The organism is Pseudomonas sp. UBA6562 (assembly GCF_002434265.1).
In the GTDB taxonomy this organism is placed as follows: Bacteria; Pseudomonadota; Gammaproteobacteria; order Pseudomonadales; family Pseudomonadaceae; genus Aquipseudomonas.
Genome location: NZ_DJJS01000005.1, coordinates 217,839 through 238,649, shown reverse-complemented (window position 1 = coordinate 238,649; position 20,811 = coordinate 217,839). Strand labels below are relative to the sequence as shown.

Genomic DNA, 20,811 nt, shown 5'->3' with positions numbered 1-20,811 from the left:
CCCGCTGTGATCGATGGCAGTGCTTTGCAAGTGGACCTGACCGGTGCTGCTGGCAATGTCTCGAAGCCGGGTTCGGTGCTGTCGCCAGACCTGACCGCACCGGCGCCGCTGACCGATTTGGTTGTGGCCAATGGCGTCACTTTGACTGGCACCGGCGAATCTGGCGCTACGGTCCAGGTGCGCGATGCCCAAGGCAGTCTGATCGGTACCGGCACCGTGGGTGTCGATGGCAGCTTCACACTCACCCTGAATCCAGCTCAGGCCAATGGCGAATTCATCGATGTGCGCCAGACCGACGCGGCAGGCAACACCTCCGTGCCGCTGGCGTTCCAAGTACCCGACATCACTGCCCCTGCGGCTGTCACCAACGTGGTGGTCGCTGCCGATGGCGTGACGCTGTCGGGCCGTGGCGAAGCCGGTGCCACCGTGCAGGTGCGCGACGCCAACGGCAACCTTATCGGTACCGGCACGGTGGCCGCCAACGGCACCTTCGTGCTGACGCTGGACACTCCGGTGGCCGCCGGCCAAGCCATTGCCCTGACGCAAACCGACGCTGCTGGCAACGTTTCGGCAGACCTGGACTTCACCGTACCCGCCACCCCTGCCCCGGCCAGCCCGACCGGACTGGCCCTGAACGTAGACGGCACCGAACTGAGTGGCACCGCCACGCCCGGAAACCGTGTCGAGGCCCGTGCCGCTGACGGCACCTTGTTGGGCAGCGCCGTGGCTGCGGCGGATGGCACCTTCACCCTCACCCTGCAACCGGCCCAAGCCAATGGCGAACTGATCGATGCGGTCGCCATCGACGCTAATGGCCAAAGCTCGATCCCTACCTCGCTCACGGCGCCCGACATCACGGCCCCGAGCGTACCGAGCGAACTGGTCGTCAGCGCCGACGGCGCGTCCGTGACCGGCCGTGGCGAACCGGGCAGCACCGTGCGTGTGCTCGATGCCCAGGACAATCAGATCGGCAGCGCCGTGGTCAACGCCGCCGGCAGCTTCGCCGTGCCGCTCGACCCGCCACAAACCGCAGGACAGGCCCTGAGCGTGACCGCAGAGGATGCCGCCGGCAACGTCTCGACGCCCGCAGGCACCACCGCGCCCAACCTCGAACCGCCTGTAGACGTGACGCCACCGCAGGCGCCGCTCGACCTCGCGCTCACCCCGAACGGCGTGCGCCTGACCGGTAGCGGCGAAGCCAACGCCCAGGTGCAGGTACGCGACGCCCAAGGCAACCTCGTCGCCAGCACCACGGTCGGCGCCGACGGCCGTTTCAGCCTCGACCTCGCACCGGCGGTGATCGACGGCAGCACCTTGCGAGTGACTCTGGTCGATGCCGCCGGCAATGTCTCGGCACCGACCCTGATCACCAGCCGCGACCTCACCGCCCCGGAACAGCCAAGCGACCTGCAGTTGATCGACGGCGACCTGCTCAGCGGTGCCGGCGAGATCGGTGCCCAGGTCGAAGTGCGCGACGCCGCCGGCGTGCTGATCGGCAGTGGCAGCGTCGATGCCGACGGGCGCTTCAGCCTCACCCTCGACACGCCCCAGCTCAATGGCGAGCCGCTGGACGTACGCCTGATCGATGCGGCGGGCAACAGCTCGTCGCCCTTGGTCTTCCAAGCGCCTGACAGCACCGCCCCCGACCTGGTCGGCAACATCGTGGTCAGTGCCGACGGCCTGCTCATCGCCGGGCGCGGTGAAGCGGGCGCCACGGTCAGCGTGCGCGATACGAACGGCCAATTGTTGGCGAGCGGCGTGGTGGGCGTCGATGGCAACTTCCTTCTGCCATTGACCGAGGCCATCCTGCCAGGCAGCGCCCTGACCTTCGTACAGACCGACGCAGCCGGCCTCACGTCGGTCCCGGTCAACTACCTCGTACCCCTGACCCCGCCGCCGCTCAGCCCCAGTGATCTGGTGCTGGCCGCGGACGGCAGCAGCCTCAGCGGCAGCGCCACGCCGGGCACTACGGTGCAGGTGCGCGGCGCCAACGGCGAGATCTTGAGCAGCGTCGGCGTGGGCGCCGAGGGCCGCTTCGACGTGGTGCTCGATCCACCGCAGGCCAACGGCGAGCCACTGCAAGTGGTCGTAGTCAACGGCGAGGGCAACGCTTCGCTGCCCGTGCCCATCGTCGCGCCCGACATCACCGCACCCGATGCGCCCAGCGCCTTGCTGGTCAGCGCCGACGGACGCACCGTCATCGGCCGTGCTGAAGCGGGCAGCCAAGTGCAGGTCCGAGACGCCCAAGGCAATGTGCTCGGCAGCGCCCAAGCCAACGCCGCAGGCAGCTTCAGCGTCACCCTGCAACCGGCCCAAGTCGCCGGCCAGCCGTTGCAGGTCAGCGCCACCGACAACGCGGGCAATACGTCGCCAGCCGGCAGCGTGACGGCGCCGCAGATCGACGTACCGGTCGATACCACGCCACCGGCCGCACCGACGGCCCTGGCCATCAGCCCCGACGGCGCCACGCTGTCCGGGCGCGGCGAAGTCGGTGCCACGGTGCGTGTGCTGAACGCCGAAGGCCAAGTGCTGGCAGAGGGCCAAGTGGCGCTCGATGGCCAGTTCATCCTCGACCTGGCGCCCGCCGTCATCGACGGCAGCGCGCTGCGCGTGACCCTCACCGACGCAGCGGGCAACTCCGCCAGCGCTTCGCTCGACGCACCCGACCTGACTGCGCCCGCACAACCCACCGACCTGTTGCTGGTGGACGGCCAGACCCTGAGCGGCAGTGCCGAAGCCGGTGCGCGGGTGGAGGTGCGCGATGCCGATGGGACTCTGGTCGGGCAAGCCCTGGTCGATGCCCAGGGCCGCTTCAGCCTGAGCCTGGACACCCCGCTGCTCGACGGCGAAGCCCTGCTGATCGAAGTGATCGATGGCGCGGGCAACCGCTCGACGCCGCTGGACTACAACGTACCGGACGTCACCCCGCCGGGGCTGGTGCTCGGCGTGGTGGTGAGCGTGCTCGACGGGCTGGTCGCCGGCCGCGGCGAAGTCGGTGCCCGCGTGGAAGTACGGGACGCCAATGGCACGCTGTTGGGCGCCGCCGTGGTGGCCGACAACGGCACCTTCCTCGTCGCCCTGGACACTGCGGTCGCCGCAGGCGATGCGCTGAACCTGGTACAGATCGACACGGCCGGCAACCGCTCCGCCGAACTGTCGCTCAACGTACCCGACGCCGCCGTGCTGCCAAGCCCGGCCAACGTGGTGGTGGCCGCAGACGGTGCCAGCGTCAGTGGCACCGCGCCAGCGGGCAGCCAGGTGCGGGTGCAAGATGCCGCCGGTACCCAATTGGGCGAGACGCGCGCCGATGCCGCAGGCAACTTCCAGTTGCCGCTCGTTCCGCCACTGGCCAACGGCGAAGACTTCAGCCTGGTCGTGGTCGATGCCACCGGCCACAGTTCGTTGCCCACCCCGGCTGTGGCCCCGGACATCACCGCGCCGTCGGCGCCGTCCGGCCTGCAACTGAGCGCCGACGGCACCACCCTCAACGGCCGCGGCGAGCCGGGTGCCAATGTGCAGGTGGTCGGCGCCGATGGCCAAGCGCTGGGCAATGGCGTGGTCAACGGCAACGGCAGCTTCAGCCTGGTACTGAACCCGGCGCAGGTCGCCGGCCAAGGGATCGACGTCGTCCTTACCGATGGCGCCGGCAACGTCTCCACGCCCGGCAGCATTACCGCGCCGAACCTGCTCGGCCCGCTGCAACCCTCGGGCTTTGCCGTCGACGCTACCGGCACGCTGCTGACCGGCTTCGGCCAGGCGGGCTCCACCCTCACGGTGCGCGACATCGACGGCAACGTGCTGGGCCGCGCCACGGTCGACGCCGCAGGCCGCTTCAGCCTCACCCTCACCCCGGCGCAACGCAACGGCGAAGCGCTGGACATCGAAGCCAGCGACGCCGCCGGCAACCTGGCCACAGTGAACTTCGCCGTACCCGACATCGAGCCGCCATTGCCGGTCACCCAGTTGCTGGTCAGCGGTGATGGCGCCACTGTCAGCGGCCAGGGCGAAGCGGGTGCCACCGTGACCGTGCGCGGGCCTGACGGCTTCGTGCTGGGCACTGCCGTGGTAACTGCGGACGGCAGCTTCAGCGTGCCCCTGGATGACGTGCAAACCAACGGCCAGACCTTGACCGTCGAACAGCGCGATGTGGCCGGCAACCTGTCCACTCCAGCAACGGTCGGCGCCCCGGACCTGGAGACGCCAGAGCCTGCCAGCGCCCTGCAACTGCTGCCCGACGGCAGCGTGCTGATCGGCGTGGGCGAACCCGGCACCACCGTCACCGTGCGCAACGCCGACGGCGTGGTCGGTACAGCCATCGTTGCCGAAGACGGCAGCTTCCGCGTGACGCTGCAACCCGCCCAACTCAACGGCCAGCTTCTCACCACGACCCTGACCGACGGCGGCGGCAACGTGTCTACGGGCGTCGACCTGCAAGCGCCGGATCTGCAAGCGCCCGACATTGCCGCGGGGTTGTCGCTCAGCGTCGACGGCACGTTGCTCATCGGCACCGCCGAACCGGGCGCCACTGTGGAGGTGCGTACCCTGCTGGGCGTGGTGCTGGGCGATGTCCTGGTCGATGCCGACGGCAGTTTCCAGGTCGTTCTGCCTGCGCAGATCAACGGCCAACTACTGGATGTGGTGGTGATCGACGCACAGGGCAACGCTTCGGTGGCGGTACGCTACACGGCCAATGACACCAGCGCCCCCCTGGCACCCGAGAACCTACAGATCAGCCCCAACGGCAACCAGTTGTCCGGCACGGGCGAAGTGGGCAGCCGCGTGGAAGTACGCAACGGCGCAGGCGTTCTGCTCGGCCAGGGCGTGGTGCAGCCCGGCGGCCTGTTCGTGGTCAACCTGGCGCCGCTGCAAAACGAGGGTCAGACCCTGCAGGTGACCCTCACCGATGCGGCGAACAACACCTCCATCCCCACAGACGTAAACGCGCCCGACACCGCGCCGCTGGAGGCGCCGCTGGGCAGCGTCAGCGTCGACGGCAGCACCGTCAGCGGTACGGCCGTTGGCGCCGTGAGCATCACCCTGCGCGATGCCGCTGGGCTCGAGTTGATCACCGTGCCGGTGCAAGCCGACGGTGCCTTCACCGCGACCCTGCCTGCAGCGCTGACCAACGGCGAGCTGATCAGCCTGATCGCCACCGATGGCGCCGGCCTGACCTCGGTCGAGGCGCTGCTCAACGCCCCCGATACGACCCCACCCGAAGCCGCGCTCAACGTCTCGGTCAGCCTGGACGGCACCAGCATCAGCGGCAACGCCGAGCCGGGCAGCACGGTGGTCGTGCGTAACGCAGACATTGAGTTGGGCCGCGTACAGGTCGGCAACGACGGCACGTTCGTGGTGCCTCTGCTGCCGGCACTGCTGGCTGGCGACAGTGCCGAGCTGGTGGTGGTCGATGCCGCCGGCAACGAGAACGCAGTGCCGACGCCGGTAGACGGCCCGCTCGGCACCGTCGTCGAGACGCCGTCCCAATTGCAGCTCAGCGCCGACGGCTTCAGCCTCACCGGCGTGGGCACGGCCGGCTGCCAGATCAGCGTGGTCGCCGGGGGTGTGACCCTGGGCACCGGCACGGTGGGCACGGACGGCACCTTCCTGGTGTTCCTGCGCATCGCCGCCTTCGGAGGCCAGACGCTACAGGTCAACGCTTCGCTGCAAGGCGTGGTGTCGGCGCCGGTCAGCGTGGTTGCACCGGACGTTACGGCGCCGGAGGCCCCTCTGGTGACACGGGTCGAACGCGATGGCACGGCCTTGAGCGGGCGTGGCGAAGTGGGCGCGACCGTCACCGTGCGCGATTCCGGCGGCGCCCTGCTCGGCAGCGCCGTGGTCGATGCCACCGGTGCGTTCAGCGTGGCCCTGAACCCCGCCCCGGTGAACGGCGAAACCCTGCTGGTGCGCCAAGCCGATGCGGCGGGCAATCTCTCGCTGGCGATTTCGGCCAATGCGCCTGACATCACGCCACCGGCCGTCGCCTCGGGCCTGAGCCTGAACGATGCCGCCACGGTGGTCAGCGGCCAGGGCGAAAGCGGCGCGCTGGTGACCGTGCGCGACGCCAACGGCCTGGTGCTCGCCACCGGCACGGTCAACCAGGTCGGGCAGTTCCAGATCACTCTGCCGATCACCCAGGTCAGCGGTGCGCCGTTGCAAATCACCTTGACCGACCGCGCTGGCAACACCTCCGAGCCGGTCGCCCTGGCCACCCCTGACCGCACCCCACCGCTGGCGGTCGGGCAACTGGTGCTGAGCGCCGACGGCAGCCAGCTCACCGGCACCGGCGAACCCGGCGCCAGCGTACGCGTACGTACGCCCGAGGGCACCTTGGTAGGTAGCGCGACCGTGGCCGACAACGGCCTGTTCGTGGTCGCGCTGACACCGCCACAAACCACGGGCCTGACCTTGGGCGTGACCCAAGCGGACGCGGCCGGCAACCTGTCGCCGGCGATCGCCCTGGCCACCCCCGACCTGCAACCGCCAGCCTCGTTGAGCAACCTGGTGCTGAACAACGACGGCCTGACCCTGAGCGGTCTGGGCCAAGCGGGCAATACGGTGGAGGTGCGCAACGCGGCGGGCACGTTGATTGGCACCGGGACGGTGGCCGGCAACGGCACCTTCGTTCTTACGCTGGACGCCGCACAACTCGACGCCGAACGCCTGAGCGCGGTGCAGATCAACGCCGGCGGCATCGCCTCGGCAGCCGTACCGGTCATCGCCCCCGACCTCACGCCGCCCGCCGCGCCCAGCGATCTGCTGCTGGCCAGCGGTGGCCTGCAACTCACCGGCAGCGCCGAAGCCGGCAGCATCGTGCAGGTGCGCGATGCCCAAGGCCTGCTGCTGGGTACCGCCCTGGTCGAAGCCAATGGCACCTTCCGCCTGACCCTCGCGGCGCCACAGGTCGATGGCCAAGCGTTGCAGGTGACCGCCACCGATGCCGCCGGCAACCGTTCGCCGGTGGCCAACCTGGTCGCCGCGGACACCACCCCGCCCGACTTCGTCAGCAATCTGGCGCTGTCGGCCGACGGCGCGACCTTGACCGGGCACGGCGAAGCCGGTGCCGACGTCACCGTCAACGTCATCGACACGAACGGCACCGTGCTCGGCACCGGCGTGGTCGATGCCGACGGGCGCTTCGCGATCACCCTCGATCCGCCTGCCACACCGGGCCTGCCGCTCGGCATCGTGCAAGTGGACGCCAACGGCAACGCATCGCCCGCCCTGACCTTCGACGTACCGGCCATCCCCGCGCCACAGACGCCCACCCAACTGCTGCTGGCCGACGACGGCCTGAGCATAAGTGGCGTCGGCAGTGCCGGCAGCACGGTGCAGGTATACGGTCCCAACGGGCTGTTGCTGGGCAGCGCGGCGGTGCTTGCGGACGGCACTTTCGACGTGACCTTGAACAGCCGCCAGGCCAACGGCGAGCGCTTGGAAATCAGCGCCGAGGGTGCCGCCGGCACGCTGTCGCTGCCGGCCACGCTGCAAGCGCCGGACCTGATCGCGCCACAGCCCCTGACGCAGTTGTCGCTGTCCGCCGATGGCCTGGTGCTCAGCGGCAAGGGCGAAGCCGGCGCCACGGTGAGCGTCAGCGGTAGCGGCGGCCTGACCTTGGGCACGGCCCAGGTGGCGGCCGACGGCAGCTTCAGCGTCACCTTCGATGCCGCGCAACTCAACGGCGAACGTCTCAACGCCACACAGGCCGATGCGGCTGGCAACACTTCCGACAGCATCGCCCTGCTGGCACCCGATCGCACGACACCCGAAGCCCCGGCCGAGCTGCGCCTCACCAGCGGCGGCGGTGTGCTGCTGGGCACCGGCGAAGCGGGTGCCCAGGTCAGTGTGCTGGATGCCAGCGGCGCCCTGTTGGGCAGCGCGACGGTGCTGCTCAACGGCACCTTTGAAGTGGCGCTCACGCCGCTCCAGGCCAATGGCCAGATCCTCCACGTGGTGCTCACCGACGCGGCCGGCAACCGCTCGGCGGCCACCGACCTCACTGCCCCGGACACCACGGCGCCCGCCCTGCTGCGCGACGTGAGCATTTCCGCCGACGGTGTGACGCTGACCGGCCGCGGCGAAGTGGCCGCCGTGGTGACAGTGCGCAATACGGCTGGCGAGCCGTTGGGCACGGCGACCGTCGATGCCAGCGGCAACTTCAGCCTCACCCTGACTCCGGCGCTGACCAACGCCGAGGCCCTGAGCCTCGTACAGGCCGATGCGGCCGGTAACCTGTCGCCGGTGCTGGTCCTCAACACCCCGGACTTCACCCCGCCCGAACCGCTCAGCGCGGTACAGATCAGCGTCGACGGCAGCGTGGTCACCGGGCGCGGCGAACCGGGGTCGACGGTGACCGTGCGCGGTGTCGCAGGCCAAGTGCTGGGCAGCGGTCTGGTGCAGGCCGACGAGACATTCCGCGTCGAGCTCGATCCACCGCAGATCAACAACCAGATTCTCGACGTGCAGCAGGCCGATCCGCCCGGCAACCTCAGCCAGGCGGTGCAGATCACCGCACCCGACCGTACGCCGCCACTGGCGCCGGACAACCTGGCGCTCAACGGCGCAGGCAACCAGCTCAGCGGCACGGGCGAGGCCGGTACCACGGTCAGGGTCAGCCTGGGCGGTGCGACGATCGGTACCGCCAGCGTGGGCGCCGACGGCCGTTTCGTGGTGCAACTCGAGGTTGCGCAACGCAATGGCGAACGCCTACAGGTCACCCTCGAAGACGCCAGCCAGAACGTGTCGCTGCCCACGCCCCTGGTGGCGCTGGACGTCACGCCACCGGCGCAGGTGGTCGCCAGCCTCAATGCCGACGGCACGCAGATCAGCGGCAGCGGCGAAGTCGGCGCGCGGGTGACGGTGGTCAACAATCTGGGCAATGTGCTGGCCCAAGGCGTGATTGACGACGATGGCCTGTTCGTCCTCGAACTGGCCACCGCGCAGCAGAACGGCGAGGTGCTGAGCATCGTGGCGCAGGACGCCACGGGCAACCCGTCCGCGCCTCTGTTGCTCACCGCGCAGGACCTCACGCCACCGGCGCCCCTGCTCGACCTCAGCCTCGATACCGCGGGCACGCTGCTTACCGGCACAGGCGAAGTGGGCAGCACGGTGACCGTGCGTGGCGCCGACGGCGTCGTGCTGGGCAGCGTGCAAGTACCGATCGGTGGCGTATTCGCGGTGCCGATCACACCTGCGCAGCTCAACGGCCAGACGCTGACCGTCAGCGCGACCGATGCCGCAGGCAATGCTTCCGAGGCACAAACCGTGGTCGCCCTGGACACCACGCCACCGCCGCTGGTGACCAACCTGTCGATCGACACCAATTACGGCCTGCTGGTCGGACGCGGTGAAGTCGGCGCCACGGTGCGCGTGGTCGAGGGCATCACGACCCTGGGCAGCGCCGTCGTAGCCGCCAACGGCACGTTCCAGGTCGTGCTGGCACCGCCTGCCACGCCAGGTGCCGCCTTGCTAGTCACACAGACCGACGTGGCTGGCAACCTGTCCCTGGCCGAGACGTTCAACGCTCCACTCGAACCCGTACCCGCAGCGCCGACCGGCGTGCTGCTCAGCGTCGACGGCCTGGTGGTCAGTGGCCTGGCCACGGCCGGCAGCGAGGTGCGGGTATACGACGCCGTCGGGGCACAGCTCGGCGCCGCCGTGGCGACACCCCAGGGCACCTTCCAGATCACCCTGGCGCAAGCGCAACTCAACGGCCAGATGCTCGAAGTCGTCGCCAGTTCCAGCGGCGGCGCGTCGCAGCCGTTCGTGCTGATGGCGCTCGACACCACGCCTCCGGCGCAACCGGTGGTCACTTCGCTGTCGGGCAACGGCCTGGTGCTCAGCGGTACGGGCGAGGCCGGCGCCACGGTCACGGTACGCAGCGCGTTGGGCGCCACCTTGGGCACCGCGCTGGTCTCGGCGGCGGGTACCTTCGTCGTCACCCTGGCCAGCCCGCAGCTCAACGGCCAGACCCTCAGCGTGCAGCAGACCGATGCCGCCGGTAACGGCTCGATCGTGCTCGACTACGGCGTGCCGGACGTGCAAGCGCCTGGCGCACCGGGCAACCTGCAACTGCTCGACGGCGGCTTGCGCCTGGTCGGCACGGGCGAGGCTGGCGCTTTGGTGAGCGTCAGCGGCCGGGGCGGCGTGTCCTTGGGTACGGTGCAGGTCGCTGCCAACGGCCAGTTCGAACTGACGCTGCCCAGCGCCCAGCTCGATGGCCAGGTGCTGACCGTGCGCCAGGCCGACCGCGCCGGCAACCTGTCGGCCAGCGCCACCCTCACCGCCGCCGACACCACGGCGCCCACCGCGCCAAGCGTCGCCATCAACGCGGCGGGCACGGTGCTCACCGGCACGGGCGAGGCCGGCACGCGGGTGACCGTGCGCAGCAATGGCGCGATCGTCGGCAGTGCCACGGTGGCGGCCAACGGCACCTATGTGGTCACCCTGACCACGCCCCAGGCCAACTTCGAAACCCTCAACGTCACCCTGACCGACGGGGCGGGCAACGTCTCGCCTGTGAGCACCGTGGTGGCGCCCGACTTCACCCCACCGAGCCTGGCCGGCAACCTGCTGGTCAACGCCACCGGCACGCTGCTCACCGGCAGCGGCGAAGTGGGCGCCAGCGTCACCGTGCGCGGCGCCGACGGCAGTGTGCTGCAAAGCGGTGTGGTGATCGGCGCCACGGGGCTGTTCAGCGTGGTGCTGAACCCGGCGCAGGACAACGGCCAGGCCCTGACTGTGAGCCTCACCGACCCGCGCGGCAACGTGTCGGCCAACGCCACGGTGGTGGCGCCGGACATCGACGTCAACCTGCCGGTGGTGGCCAGCGACAACCTGGCGACCGCCGTGGTCAACCTGGCACCGGTGGTCGTCACGCAAGCACCGATCAACGACAGCTACACCCTGCTGGTGGGCCTCAACACCAGCAAAACCTTCACTTGGACGGTCGCCGCCGGCACTACCGCCAATCCGGTCCTGACCCTGAGCACCGACAACCTGCTGGGCCTGCTCAACAGCTCGACCTTCACCCTGCAGGTGAAGAATGCCAGCGGCGCCTGGGTGGACATCGCCACCGCCAACGATTCGGCGTTGCTGACCCTGGTGCTGCTGCCGGGGGTGGGGCTGCGCGCCACGATCGGCACGTTGCAGGCCGGTGACTATCAGCTGGTGACGCGGTCCGGGGGGCTGGGCGTGCTGACCACGGTCAACACCCGTCTGGACATCGAAACCACCAGCCTGACCCAGTTCACCGGCACGGGCACGGCGCTGGCCGGCAACGTCGTCAGCGACCTGGGCGTCGACGGCACCCGCGACATCCTCGGGCCGGACAGCGGCGCCGTATTGCAGGTGCTCAAGGCCGGCAGCTACGTCACGGCAGGGGCCGGCACCACGGTCCAGGGCCAGTACGGCAGCCTGCTGATCCGTGCCGACGGCAGCTACACCTACACCCCCAACGGCAGCACCGCGAGCGTCGGCAAGGTCGATGTGTTCAGCTATCAGTTGGCGCACCCCAACGGCAAGAGCGACACCGCCAACCTCTACGTGCGCATCGACAGCCCACAGGCCACTGAGGTGTGGAACGACAGCAACCTCGCCGCGCCGGCACGGCTGGTGGATGCCGTGGACGACGTGGGGCGCAGCAACGTGGTGCTGGCCAACAAGGTCACGACGGCGACCCAGGACTTCGCCCGCATCGACCTGCCGGCGCTGGCGGGCGTCAAATCCAGCGTGTTGGGCCACACCGTGGCCGCCGGCACCACCGCCGATCTGCAAGTGGTACTGACCTCCACCAACCTGCTGGCGCTGCTCGGCGGTGCCTCGGTGCAGTTGCAGAAGCTCAACGCCAGTGGCCAGTACGTGACCGTGCAGACCGTCAACGGCAATGACCTGCTGAGCCTGGTGAACAACACCGCGCGCGGCTACACCTTCGCCAACCAGAGCGCCGGCACCTACCAGGTCACGGTCAAGGCCAGCGGCTTGCTGGGCCTGGGGTCGAGCTTGAACTCCACGCTCAACACCAGCACCAAGTCGCTCACCGAGTTCGTGGTCGACCGTTCCAGCGTCGCCACCGGCAACCTACTGGCCGGCGACACCCTGGGTTCGAACCTCACCACCCTGAGCGTGCAGACCGCCGCCAACACCTACGCAGTGCCGGGCTACAACGGCATCAGCGTGGTCGGGCTGTACGGCATTCTGCTGGTGCAGGCCGACGGCAGTTACAGCTACACGCTCAAGCCCGGGTTGGGCGGTTCGGTGGTGGGCCAGGTGGATCAGTTCACCTACGCCCTCACCCATCCGAACGGCAGCGTCGACACCGCGCAGTTGAAGATCACCGTGGCCGAGGGTGCGGTGACTGGGGTACAGCGTCTGGCGGCATTGGACGACAACCCCGAGGCCACCTTGCTGATGGCCGCTGTGGCCGAGACGGACGAGCAGTCGGCCAACGCAGTCAGCGACGACCCACGGGATGTCTCCACGGCCAACAATGGCGCCGACGCCGCTGCCACGACCGACGCGCCCTTGGGCGAAGACGCCTTTGCCCAGGTCGAGGACGCCGCCGAGGGCACCACCCTGCTCTGGCAAGGCGGCGACGCCAGCATCGACCTGGGCAGCCTGGTCGGTCAGGTGCAGGACCTGGAAGTGCTCGACCTCAACGCCACCAGCGCGGTGAGCCTGAGCATCAGCCTAGAGGACGTGCTGGCGCTGAACGACGGCGCGGGTAGCCCATTGCTGATCAAAGGCGACGGCGCCGACTCGGTGCTGCTCGGCGAGCAGTGGAGCCTGGCGGGCCAGGGCGTGGCGGACGGCATCGACTACGACCAGTACACGGCCCAGCAAGACCCGAGCCAGCAACTGTGGATTCAGAACAGCGTGCATGTGGTTTAGGGAAAGCTGGTCTATGGTTGTAGGAAACGTCTTGATACGACGGTAACGCAAGGCGAGCGCAGGCAGGATTTCGGTCCTGCCTGCGCTCGATTCCGCCGGTGCGGTAGACCGGCCTATTTCTGAAGCGATGGCAACACCTGCAAGCGCGCCGGGCCTGTGCCCGGCGGTCACGGACGACACGGTATTAAGGGAATGATGTGAAGCCAGGCTGTTCGCTGTTTCCGTTGTTGCCAGGCGCCTTGGGGCTTCTGGCATTGTTGCTGCAACCGGCCGCTTTGGCCGACGACGATATCGATCCGGCCTTGCGCCAGATCAGCCCCGCCTCGATTCGCGACAGCCCCCAAGCCGTGTCGGCGCGGCCGCCGACTGGCCAGGCGACGGCGACCCAGGATCGCCTGGGTATGGCCGAGGCTGCGTTGCTGGCGGTGCAATGGCACCCGCGCATCGCCGAGGCCATCGGCGATCTCTATCGCCGGGGCGAAGGCGTCAACGTCGCCCGTTCCGGTTACTACCCGCAGATTTCCGGGGGCGTGCGCACCGGGTTCGACTCCGGTTACGGCGGCGATCGCAGCAGCCAGGCGCTCAACCTCTCGCTCAAGCAGATGCTCTACGACTTCGGCAAGGTCGACTACGCCGTCGATGCGGCCAACGCGGCCGCCGCACGCGCCCAGGCCAACATCCTCTTGGTGATCGACGAACTGGCACGCGACACCGCCTATGCCTGGATCGAGACCCAGCGCTACGCGCACCTGATGGACATCGCCCGCGCGCAGATCCAGGCCGTGGACGAAATCGTCGGCCTGGCCCGCCAGCGCAGCGACATGGGCGCCAGCACCCGCTCCGACGTGGTCCAGGCGCAGTCGCGGGCCGAGGCCGCACAGGCCGTGTTCGAGGAATACCAGGCGCAATACCAACGCTGGCGGGCGGCACTGGCCACCCTGTTGGGAAAAAGTTCGCCGCCGCCGTTGAGCGACGAGGCGCCGGCCGAACTGGGCCAGGCCTGCCAGCGCCCGTTGGCTGGCGACGATCGCCTGCCGGCAGTGCTGATGGCCCTGGCCCAGCGCACGCAATCCCAGGCCGAACTGGCCCAGGCCAAGGCCGAGGCGTACCCGACCCTGTCGCTGCAACCGCAGGTCAACCACTACCTGGACAACGACTACAACCGCGACAACCGCAACCTGGACCGTACCCAGGCCGGCATCTACCTCAATGTCGAAGTGCCGATCTACCAGGGCGGCGCCACCAGCGCCCGCGCCCGCGCCGCCGGCCATGCGCTGAGCGCCGCCGACTCGGCCGAGGACGCCGCGCGCCTGCAAGCGCGCCGCGGCCTGGCCGAAGCCCAGGCGCAGACTTCGGGCCTGGGCCGCCGGCTGCGCTCGCTGGAACTGCGCCAGGACAGCATCCAGGAAGCGCGCATGCTCTACGGCCGGCAGTACCTAGAACTCGGCACCCGGCCCCTGCTCGACCTGCTCAACGCCGAGCAGGAAATCTACCAATCGCGCTTCGACATGGCCGCCACCCGTTCCGACCTGCTGCGCCTGAACGTCGACTGCCTATACAACAACGGCGCGCTGCGCCCGGTGCTGGGCCTCGAAGGCCAGCGCCTGCAAGGGGTGGAGATCCTGCCATGAACGACACCGTGAACCCGGTCGCTGCCACCCCCGACGCCGCTGCCGGCACCAGCCCCGCCGCGCATGGCCTCGACCCTCGTAGACCTGGCGCAGGTGGACCCGGCGTTGGAGCGGCCGTTTCAAGCGGACCTGACGCGGATGGGCCTGACGCTGGCGGGCCCGCCACGAGCGGATCTGGCGCTGGCGGACCTGGCGCTGCCGGACCTACTGCGGGCAACCCTGCCCAACGCCCGGACCTCGGCCCCTGGCTGGAAAGCATGCTGCACGTGGCCCGGCACTATCGCCTCGACGTGTCGCCGCAGCGCATCCGTCTGGCCGCCGCCGAAGACGCGCGGCCCTTGGACGAGATCCTCCGACACATGGCCCGCCAGGCCGGGCTGACCCTGCGCTTCGTGCGCTTCGACGCCAAGGGCCTGCGCCAGTGGCGCACGCCCTTGGTATTGGAGCTGGACGACGGCCAACTGGCGGTGGTCGAGGCGGTGACCGAGGACGACCATCTGGCCGTGGTCTTCGCCGGCGACCAGGGCTTGGCCAGCCGCCTGCACCGCGACCAATTGCAGGGCCGCATCGCCCGCGTCGCCCTGCTGCGTCCGGCGCGCCCGCTGCGCGACGTACGCACCGACGACTACACCGCGCCCTACGACCGCCACTGGTTCGCGCGCATCGTACTGCGCGACCTGCGCCCCTACGGCCAGGTCATGCTCGCCTCGCTGGTGGCCAACGTGCTGGCCCTGGCCGGGGTGCTGTTCTCCATGCAGGTGTACGACCGGGTGATTCCGGCGGAGTCCTTGCCCACGCTGTACGTGCTGTTCGGCGGCGTGGTGCTGGCGCTGGTGTTCGACCTGACCATGCGCCTGCTGCGCCTGAAGGTCACCGACCTGCTGGGCAAGCGCGCCGACCTGCGCATCTCCGACCTGGTCTACGGCCATGCGCTGCGCCTGCGCAACTCGGTGCGGCCCAAGTCGACCGGCTCGTTCATCTCGCAGTTGCGCGAGCTGGAGCAGATCCGCGACCTGATCACTTCCAGCACCGCCACGGCGCTGGCCGACCTGCCGTTCTTCCTGCTGTTCCTGTTCGTGTTCTGGCTGATCGGCGGCGTGCTGGTGATCATTCCGCTGGCGGCACTGGTGCTGATGCTGCTGCCCGGCCTCCTCGCCCAACGCCGCCTGGCGCGTCTGGCCAATGCGTCGATGCGCGAGTCGGCGCTGCGCAACGCCATGCTGGTGGAGAGCATCCAGGGCCTGGACGAGATCAAGGCCCTGCAAGCCGAAGCGCGCTTCGAGCGGCAATGGAACCAGTACAACGCCGCCTGCGCGCACAACAGCCTGCGCCTGCGCACCCTGACCAATGGCCTGGTGACCTGGACGCAGAACATCCAGGGCGCGGTGTTCGCCGTGGTGGTGGTGGTCGGCGCGCCGATGGTGATCGCCGGCGACCTCACCACCGGCAGCCTGGTGGCGGCCTCGATGCTGGCCTCGCGCATGATGGCGCCGATGGCGCAACTGACCCACGTGCTGACCCGCTGGCAGCAGGCCAAGGTGGCCCTGGAAGGCATCGACAAACTGATGCAGAGCCCGGTCGACCATCCGGAAGGCGAAGCCCGCGTGCACCTGCCGGCGATCCATGGCGAGTACCACCTGCGCCAGGCGGTGTTCCGCTACAGCCCGGAAGCCGCGCCGGCCTTGAGCATCGGCCAGCTGAGCATCGCCCCCGGCGAGCGCATCGCCGTGCTGGGGCGCAACGGCGCAGGCAAATCCACCCTGCTGCAAGCCCTCGGCGGCGCGATGGACCTGGCACAGGGCGAGATCAGCCTCGACGGCATCGCCCTGGCCCACCTGGACCCGGCCGACCTGCGCCGCGACGTCGGCCTGCTGGCGCAACACGCACGGCTGTTCCACGGCACCTTGCGGGAAAACCTGACCCTGGGCAGCGGCCAGGCCAGCGACCAGGAGCTGGTCGCGGCGCTGGCGGCCAGCGGCGCCCTGGCCTTCGTGCGGCAGCTGCCCAAAGGCCTCGACCATCTGATTCTGGAAGGCGGCCTGGGCCTGTCCGGCGGCCAGCGCCAGGCCCTGGTGCTGTCGCGTCTGCTCTTGCGCCAGCCGCAAGTGCTGCTGCTCGACGAGCCTACCGCCGCGCTGGACGACGTCACCGAGCGCGCGCTGCTGGATAACCTCGAGCGCTTCTGCCAGGGCCGCACCCTGGTCATCGCCACCCACCGCATGAGCGTACTGCAACGGGTCGATCGGGTGCTGGTGCTCGACGGCGGGCGCATCGTCATCGACGACCAGCGCGATGCTGCGCTGGCGCGGCTGAGCCAGGGAGGCCAGGCATGAGCCGTGGGTTTTCGTTCGCTGCCCGTGGCGAGCGCCGATATGTTCCGCGCGTCGCCGAATCGACAGCGCTAGGCCAAGGAGGCCAGGCATGAGCCGTCCGTTTTCATCCGTTTCCTGTGGCGAGCGCCGACACGGCACGCTCGCCGCCCAACCGACAGCGCCAGGCCAAGGAGGCCAAGCATGAGCCAACCGTCGCTACCCGCTTCCTACCTGGATGGCCAGGACGACCACGCGGTGCTGCGCGCCGGGCGCGTGATCATGGTCTGCGCCCTGATGCTCGCCGCTTTCGTCGCCTGGGCGGCCTGGTTCGAGATCGTCGAGGTGTCCACCGGCACCGGCAAGGTCATTCCCAGCTCCCGTGAGCAGGTGATCCAGTCGTTCGAAGGCGGCATCGTCGCGCAGATGAACGTCGCCGAAGGCGACATGGTGCAGCGCGACCAGGTGCTGGCCCAGCTCGACCCGACCAAGACCGAATCCACCGTCGGCGAAAGCGAGGCCAAGTACCGCGCCGCGCTGGCCAGCGTGGCGCGGCTGCGCGCCGAAGTCAGCGGCAAGCCGTTGACCTTCCCCGCCAGCCTCAAGGATTCGACCGAGCTGACCGAAGCCGAAACCGCGCTGTACCAGACCCGCCGCCGCGGCCTGGAGCAGACCCTGGCCGGCATCCAGGACTCGCTGCGCCTGGTGCGCAGCGAGCTGCAGATCACCGAGAACCTGGCCAAGCTCGGCGCCTCCAGCCGGGTCGAGGTGATCCGCCTGAACCGCCAGCGCTCGGAACTCGAACTCAAGGCCACCGAAGCGCGCTCCGACTACCTGGTGCGCGCCCGCGAAGAGCTGGCCAAGGCCAGCGCCGAAGCCGACAGCCTCAAGGCGGTGATCCGCGGCCGTACCGACTCGTTGACCCGCCTGACCCTGCGCTCGCCGGTGCGCGGCATCGTCAAGGACATCGAGGTCAACACACTGGGCGGCGTGGTGCAGCCCGGCGGGCAGGTGATGAAGATCGTGCCGATGGACGAGCGCCTGCTGATCGAAACCCGCATCTCGCCCCGCGACATCGCCTTCATCCACCCCGAGCAGGCGGCCAAGGTGAAGATCAGCGCCTACGACTATTCGGTGTACGGCAGCCTCGACGGCCAGGTGGTGGGCATCTCGCCCGACACTCTGCAGGACGAGGTCAAACCGGAGATCTACTACTACCGTGTGTTCATCCGCACCCAGCGCGACAGCCTGGAGAACAAGGCCGGCAAGCAGTTCGCGATCACGCCGGGGATGGTTGCGACGGTGGACATCCGCACGGGAGAGAAGACCGTCCTGGATTACCTGATCAAGCCGATGAACCGGGCGCGGGAGGCGTTGCGGGAGCGGTGACTCGGGGTGGTGTCGTAGCCATTGGGTCGGAAGGCGCCGCGTCAAATCAGTCGGGTGGTGTTGCGGCCTTGGGCCGGCGGTGCCGGCCATCGCGACTGAAGTCGCTCCTACACAAAGCAAGCCCAACCTTTTCCTTCGACCTCAAAGCCCTGCTGAAGCGACCGGCCTGCGCTCCGACCCGTCGCGATGGGCGGCAACGCCAATCCCCTGTTGGAGCGACTTCAGTCGCGATGGGCGGCAACGCCGCCCCGACCCAGGCGGCTTGCCAGCACGAGCTAAAGCCCCGCGCGTTCGGGCCGATAACCCGGCATCCTCCCTCATTGAGTGCAAGCTCGCCCCATGGCCAACCAAAACGCCCGCGCAGACTCGCTGTCGCTGCTGCTGTTCACCCTGCGCAGCGGCAAGCTGATGGCGATCAACCTGCTCAAGGTCAGCGAAATCATTCCCTGCCCGGCGCTGACCCGCTTGCCCGAAGCCCACCCGCACGTCAAAGGCGTGGCGACCCTGCGCGGCAACCCGCTGTCGGTGATCGACCTGTCGCGGGCCATTGGCGAACGACCGCTGGAAGACCCCAACGGCGGTTGCCTGATCGTCACCGAGATCAGCCGCTCGCGGCAGGGCCTGCATGTGCAGGCCGTGGTGCGCATCGTGCATTGCCGCACCACCGACATCAAGCCGCCGCCGTTCGGTTCGGGCAACCGCTCGTTCATCACCGGCGTCGCGCGTGTCGACGATGCCTTGGTGCAGGTGCTGGACATCGAGAAAGTGATCCACGGCATCGCCCCACCGCCCTCTGTGGCGCCCAGCAATGGCCTGGACGAAGATGCCGCCAGCCTGCTGGCCGCCGCCAACATCCTGGTGGTCGACGACAGCCAGGTGGCGTTGCAGCAGTCGATCCACACCCTGCGCAACCTGGGCATCGACTGCCGCACGGCGCGCAGCGCGAAAGACGCCATCGAGGTGCTGCTGGAACTGCAAGGCACCGCCAGCGAGATCAACATCGTGGTGTCGGACATCGAAATGTCCGAGATGGACGGTTATGCCTTCACCCGCACCCTGCGCGAAACGCCGGACTTCAAGCACCTGTACGTGTTGCTGCACACCTCGCTCGACAGTGCCATGAGCAGCGAAAAAGCGCGCCTGGCCGGGGCCAATGCTATTCTCACCAAGTTCTCCTCACCGGAACTGACCGATTGTCTGCTGGTGGCGGCACGCGCGGTGGTGTTCGGCGAGCCGTGAGCGCTACGCTGCCGGCGTATAGATGAAGACACAGCCCCAGGGTTGATGCCTGACCTCAGTCGGGCATAATCCAGCGTCTTCAAATGAAAATGCCGGTATCGCATATGAAGCTCTTCTGCTCAATCCTGATCACTTGCGCCCTGGCCAGCGGCGCCGCCCATGCGTCGAGCAGCCAGGCCTGGAACGACTACCGCCAGGCGCTGCTCAAGTCCTGCCTGGCGGCGAGCCAGCTCAAGGACGTCCATGTGCTGGGCAAGCCCGCCGAGTTCGACGACCAGGTCGGCTACAGCGCCCTGCTGATCGAAGGCGTCTACCCGCAGAAGGCCCTGAAAGGCAAGATCGGCACCGAGCTGTGCCTGTACGACCGGCGCGTGCAGAAAGCCTTCGTCAGCGAGTGGGTCATCGGCAAGTCATGAGCGCCGCCTTGCGTTTCGCCTGCACCGGCTGCGGCAAGTGCTGCACCGGCCACCACGTGCCGCTGACCTTGGGCGAAGCACGGCAATGGGCGCAGGCCGGCGGGCAAGTCATCGTGCTGATCGAAGGTTTCGTCCCCGACGGGCCCGGCATGCCGGTCGAACAGCGCGAGCATGCCTTGCGCCGCTCCCTGGGCGTGCCGTGCGGCACGGGCGAGGTGCAGGTCGCGGTCACCTTCGCGGCCTTCAATCCTGGCCGCTGCATGCACCTCGACGCCGCCGACCTGTGCACCATCTATGAAACGCGACCCTTGGTCTGTCGCATCTACCCCATGGAAATCAACCCGCACATTCCCTTGCGTCCGGAAGCCAAGGACTGCCCCCAGGAAGCCTGGGAACAAGGGCCGGTGCTGATCCACGGTCAAGTGGCGGCGGACCCGGCGCTGCGCGCGCTGATCGAAGCGTCGCGCCAGGCCGACCGCGACGACATCGGAGCCAAGGTGGCGGTCTGCGAACGTTTGGGGATGACCGTCAGCGCACTCAAAGGCAATGGGTTCACTGCCTGGCTGCCCGACATGACCGCCTTCGCGCACGCGCTGGACCATCCCCTCAGTGGCAGCGCCCAAGCCTGGCAGGTGCACGTGGAGGAGCCTAAGCTCGCCGAAGCCGCCGGCACCTATGGGCTGCACGTCACCGCACAGACGCCTGAGTACTACACCTTCATCGGATTCTGACCGCTGATCGGGCCAGGCCGGATGCCGCCACACCCATGCGCGGGCAAGGCATCGTTTCGGCGAGCCTGGCCTGCGGCGAAGCATCCCCTCTGGCATGCAGGTTCTGACCGAAAAGACAGACTTTTCGAGCAAATACCAACCTCTTACTGTTACTCAATTGGTAAAGGTGCTTATTGCGCCTGACGCTTTTTCCTGCTGCGCCCCAGGACTA

The 20,811-nt window shown here is 68.8% G+C and carries 6 protein-coding genes and 1 pseudogene; all 7 read left to right on the top strand.

Annotated features, from left to right (window positions below):
* The coding region (locus B4M43_RS07715; RefSeq protein ID WP_414707820.1) for a BapA/Bap/LapF family large adhesin at nt 1-12,885 on the top strand (12,885 nt) is incomplete at its 5' end.
* Nucleotides 12,886-13,082: 197 nt separating this feature from the next.
* The gene (locus B4M43_RS07710) at nt 13,083-14,516 is read left to right on the top strand and encodes a TolC family outer membrane protein (protein ID WP_296265745.1); all 1,434 of its coding nucleotides are present in this window, start codon (nt 13,083-13,085) and stop codon (nt 14,514-14,516) included.
* Nucleotides 14,517-14,737: 221 nt separating this feature from the next.
* A pseudogene (locus B4M43_RS07705) lies at nt 14,738-16,849 on the top strand (type I secretion system permease/ATPase); the annotation flags it as partial.
* Nucleotides 16,850-17,029: 180 nt separating this feature from the next.
* A complete protein-coding gene (locus tag B4M43_RS07700) occupies nt 17,030-18,214 on the top strand; it encodes an HlyD family type I secretion periplasmic adaptor subunit (protein WP_296265744.1) in 1,185 nt (394 codons plus the stop codon).
* Between the two features lie 339 nt (nt 18,215-18,553).
* Complete coding sequence (locus B4M43_RS07695) at nt 18,554-19,453, top strand: chemotaxis protein (RefSeq protein ID WP_296265743.1); 900 nt, start codon at nt 18,554-18,556, stop codon at nt 19,451-19,453.
* Nucleotides 19,454-19,557: 104 nt separating this feature from the next.
* Nucleotides 19,558-19,869, top strand: coding sequence for a hypothetical protein (locus B4M43_RS07690; RefSeq protein ID WP_296265742.1), 312 nt, complete (start codon nt 19,558-19,560; stop codon nt 19,867-19,869).
* Nucleotides 19,866-20,600: a YkgJ family cysteine cluster protein gene (locus B4M43_RS07685; RefSeq protein WP_296265741.1), complete on the top strand. Its 735-nt coding sequence runs from the start codon at nt 19,866-19,868 to the stop codon at nt 20,598-20,600. Before B4M43_RS07690 ends, B4M43_RS07685 begins: the two co-directional genes overlap by 4 nt.
* Nucleotides 20,601-20,811: the final 211 nt, after the last annotated feature.

What these genes read in the sequence shown, in the direction of transcription:
- B4M43_RS07700 (WP_296265744.1), top strand. Translation starts at nt 17,030, where the DNA reads ATGAGCCAACCGTCGCTACCCGCTTCCTACCTGGATGGCCAGGACGAC.
- B4M43_RS07695 (WP_296265743.1), top strand. Translation starts at nt 18,554, where the DNA reads ATGGCCAACCAAAACGCCCGCGCAGACTCGCTGTCGCTGCTGCTGTTC.
- B4M43_RS07690 (WP_296265742.1), top strand. Translation starts at nt 19,558, where the DNA reads ATGAAGCTCTTCTGCTCAATCCTGATCACTTGCGCCCTGGCCAGCGGC.
- B4M43_RS07685 (WP_296265741.1), top strand. Translation starts at nt 19,866, where the DNA reads ATGAGCGCCGCCTTGCGTTTCGCCTGCACCGGCTGCGGCAAGTGCTGC.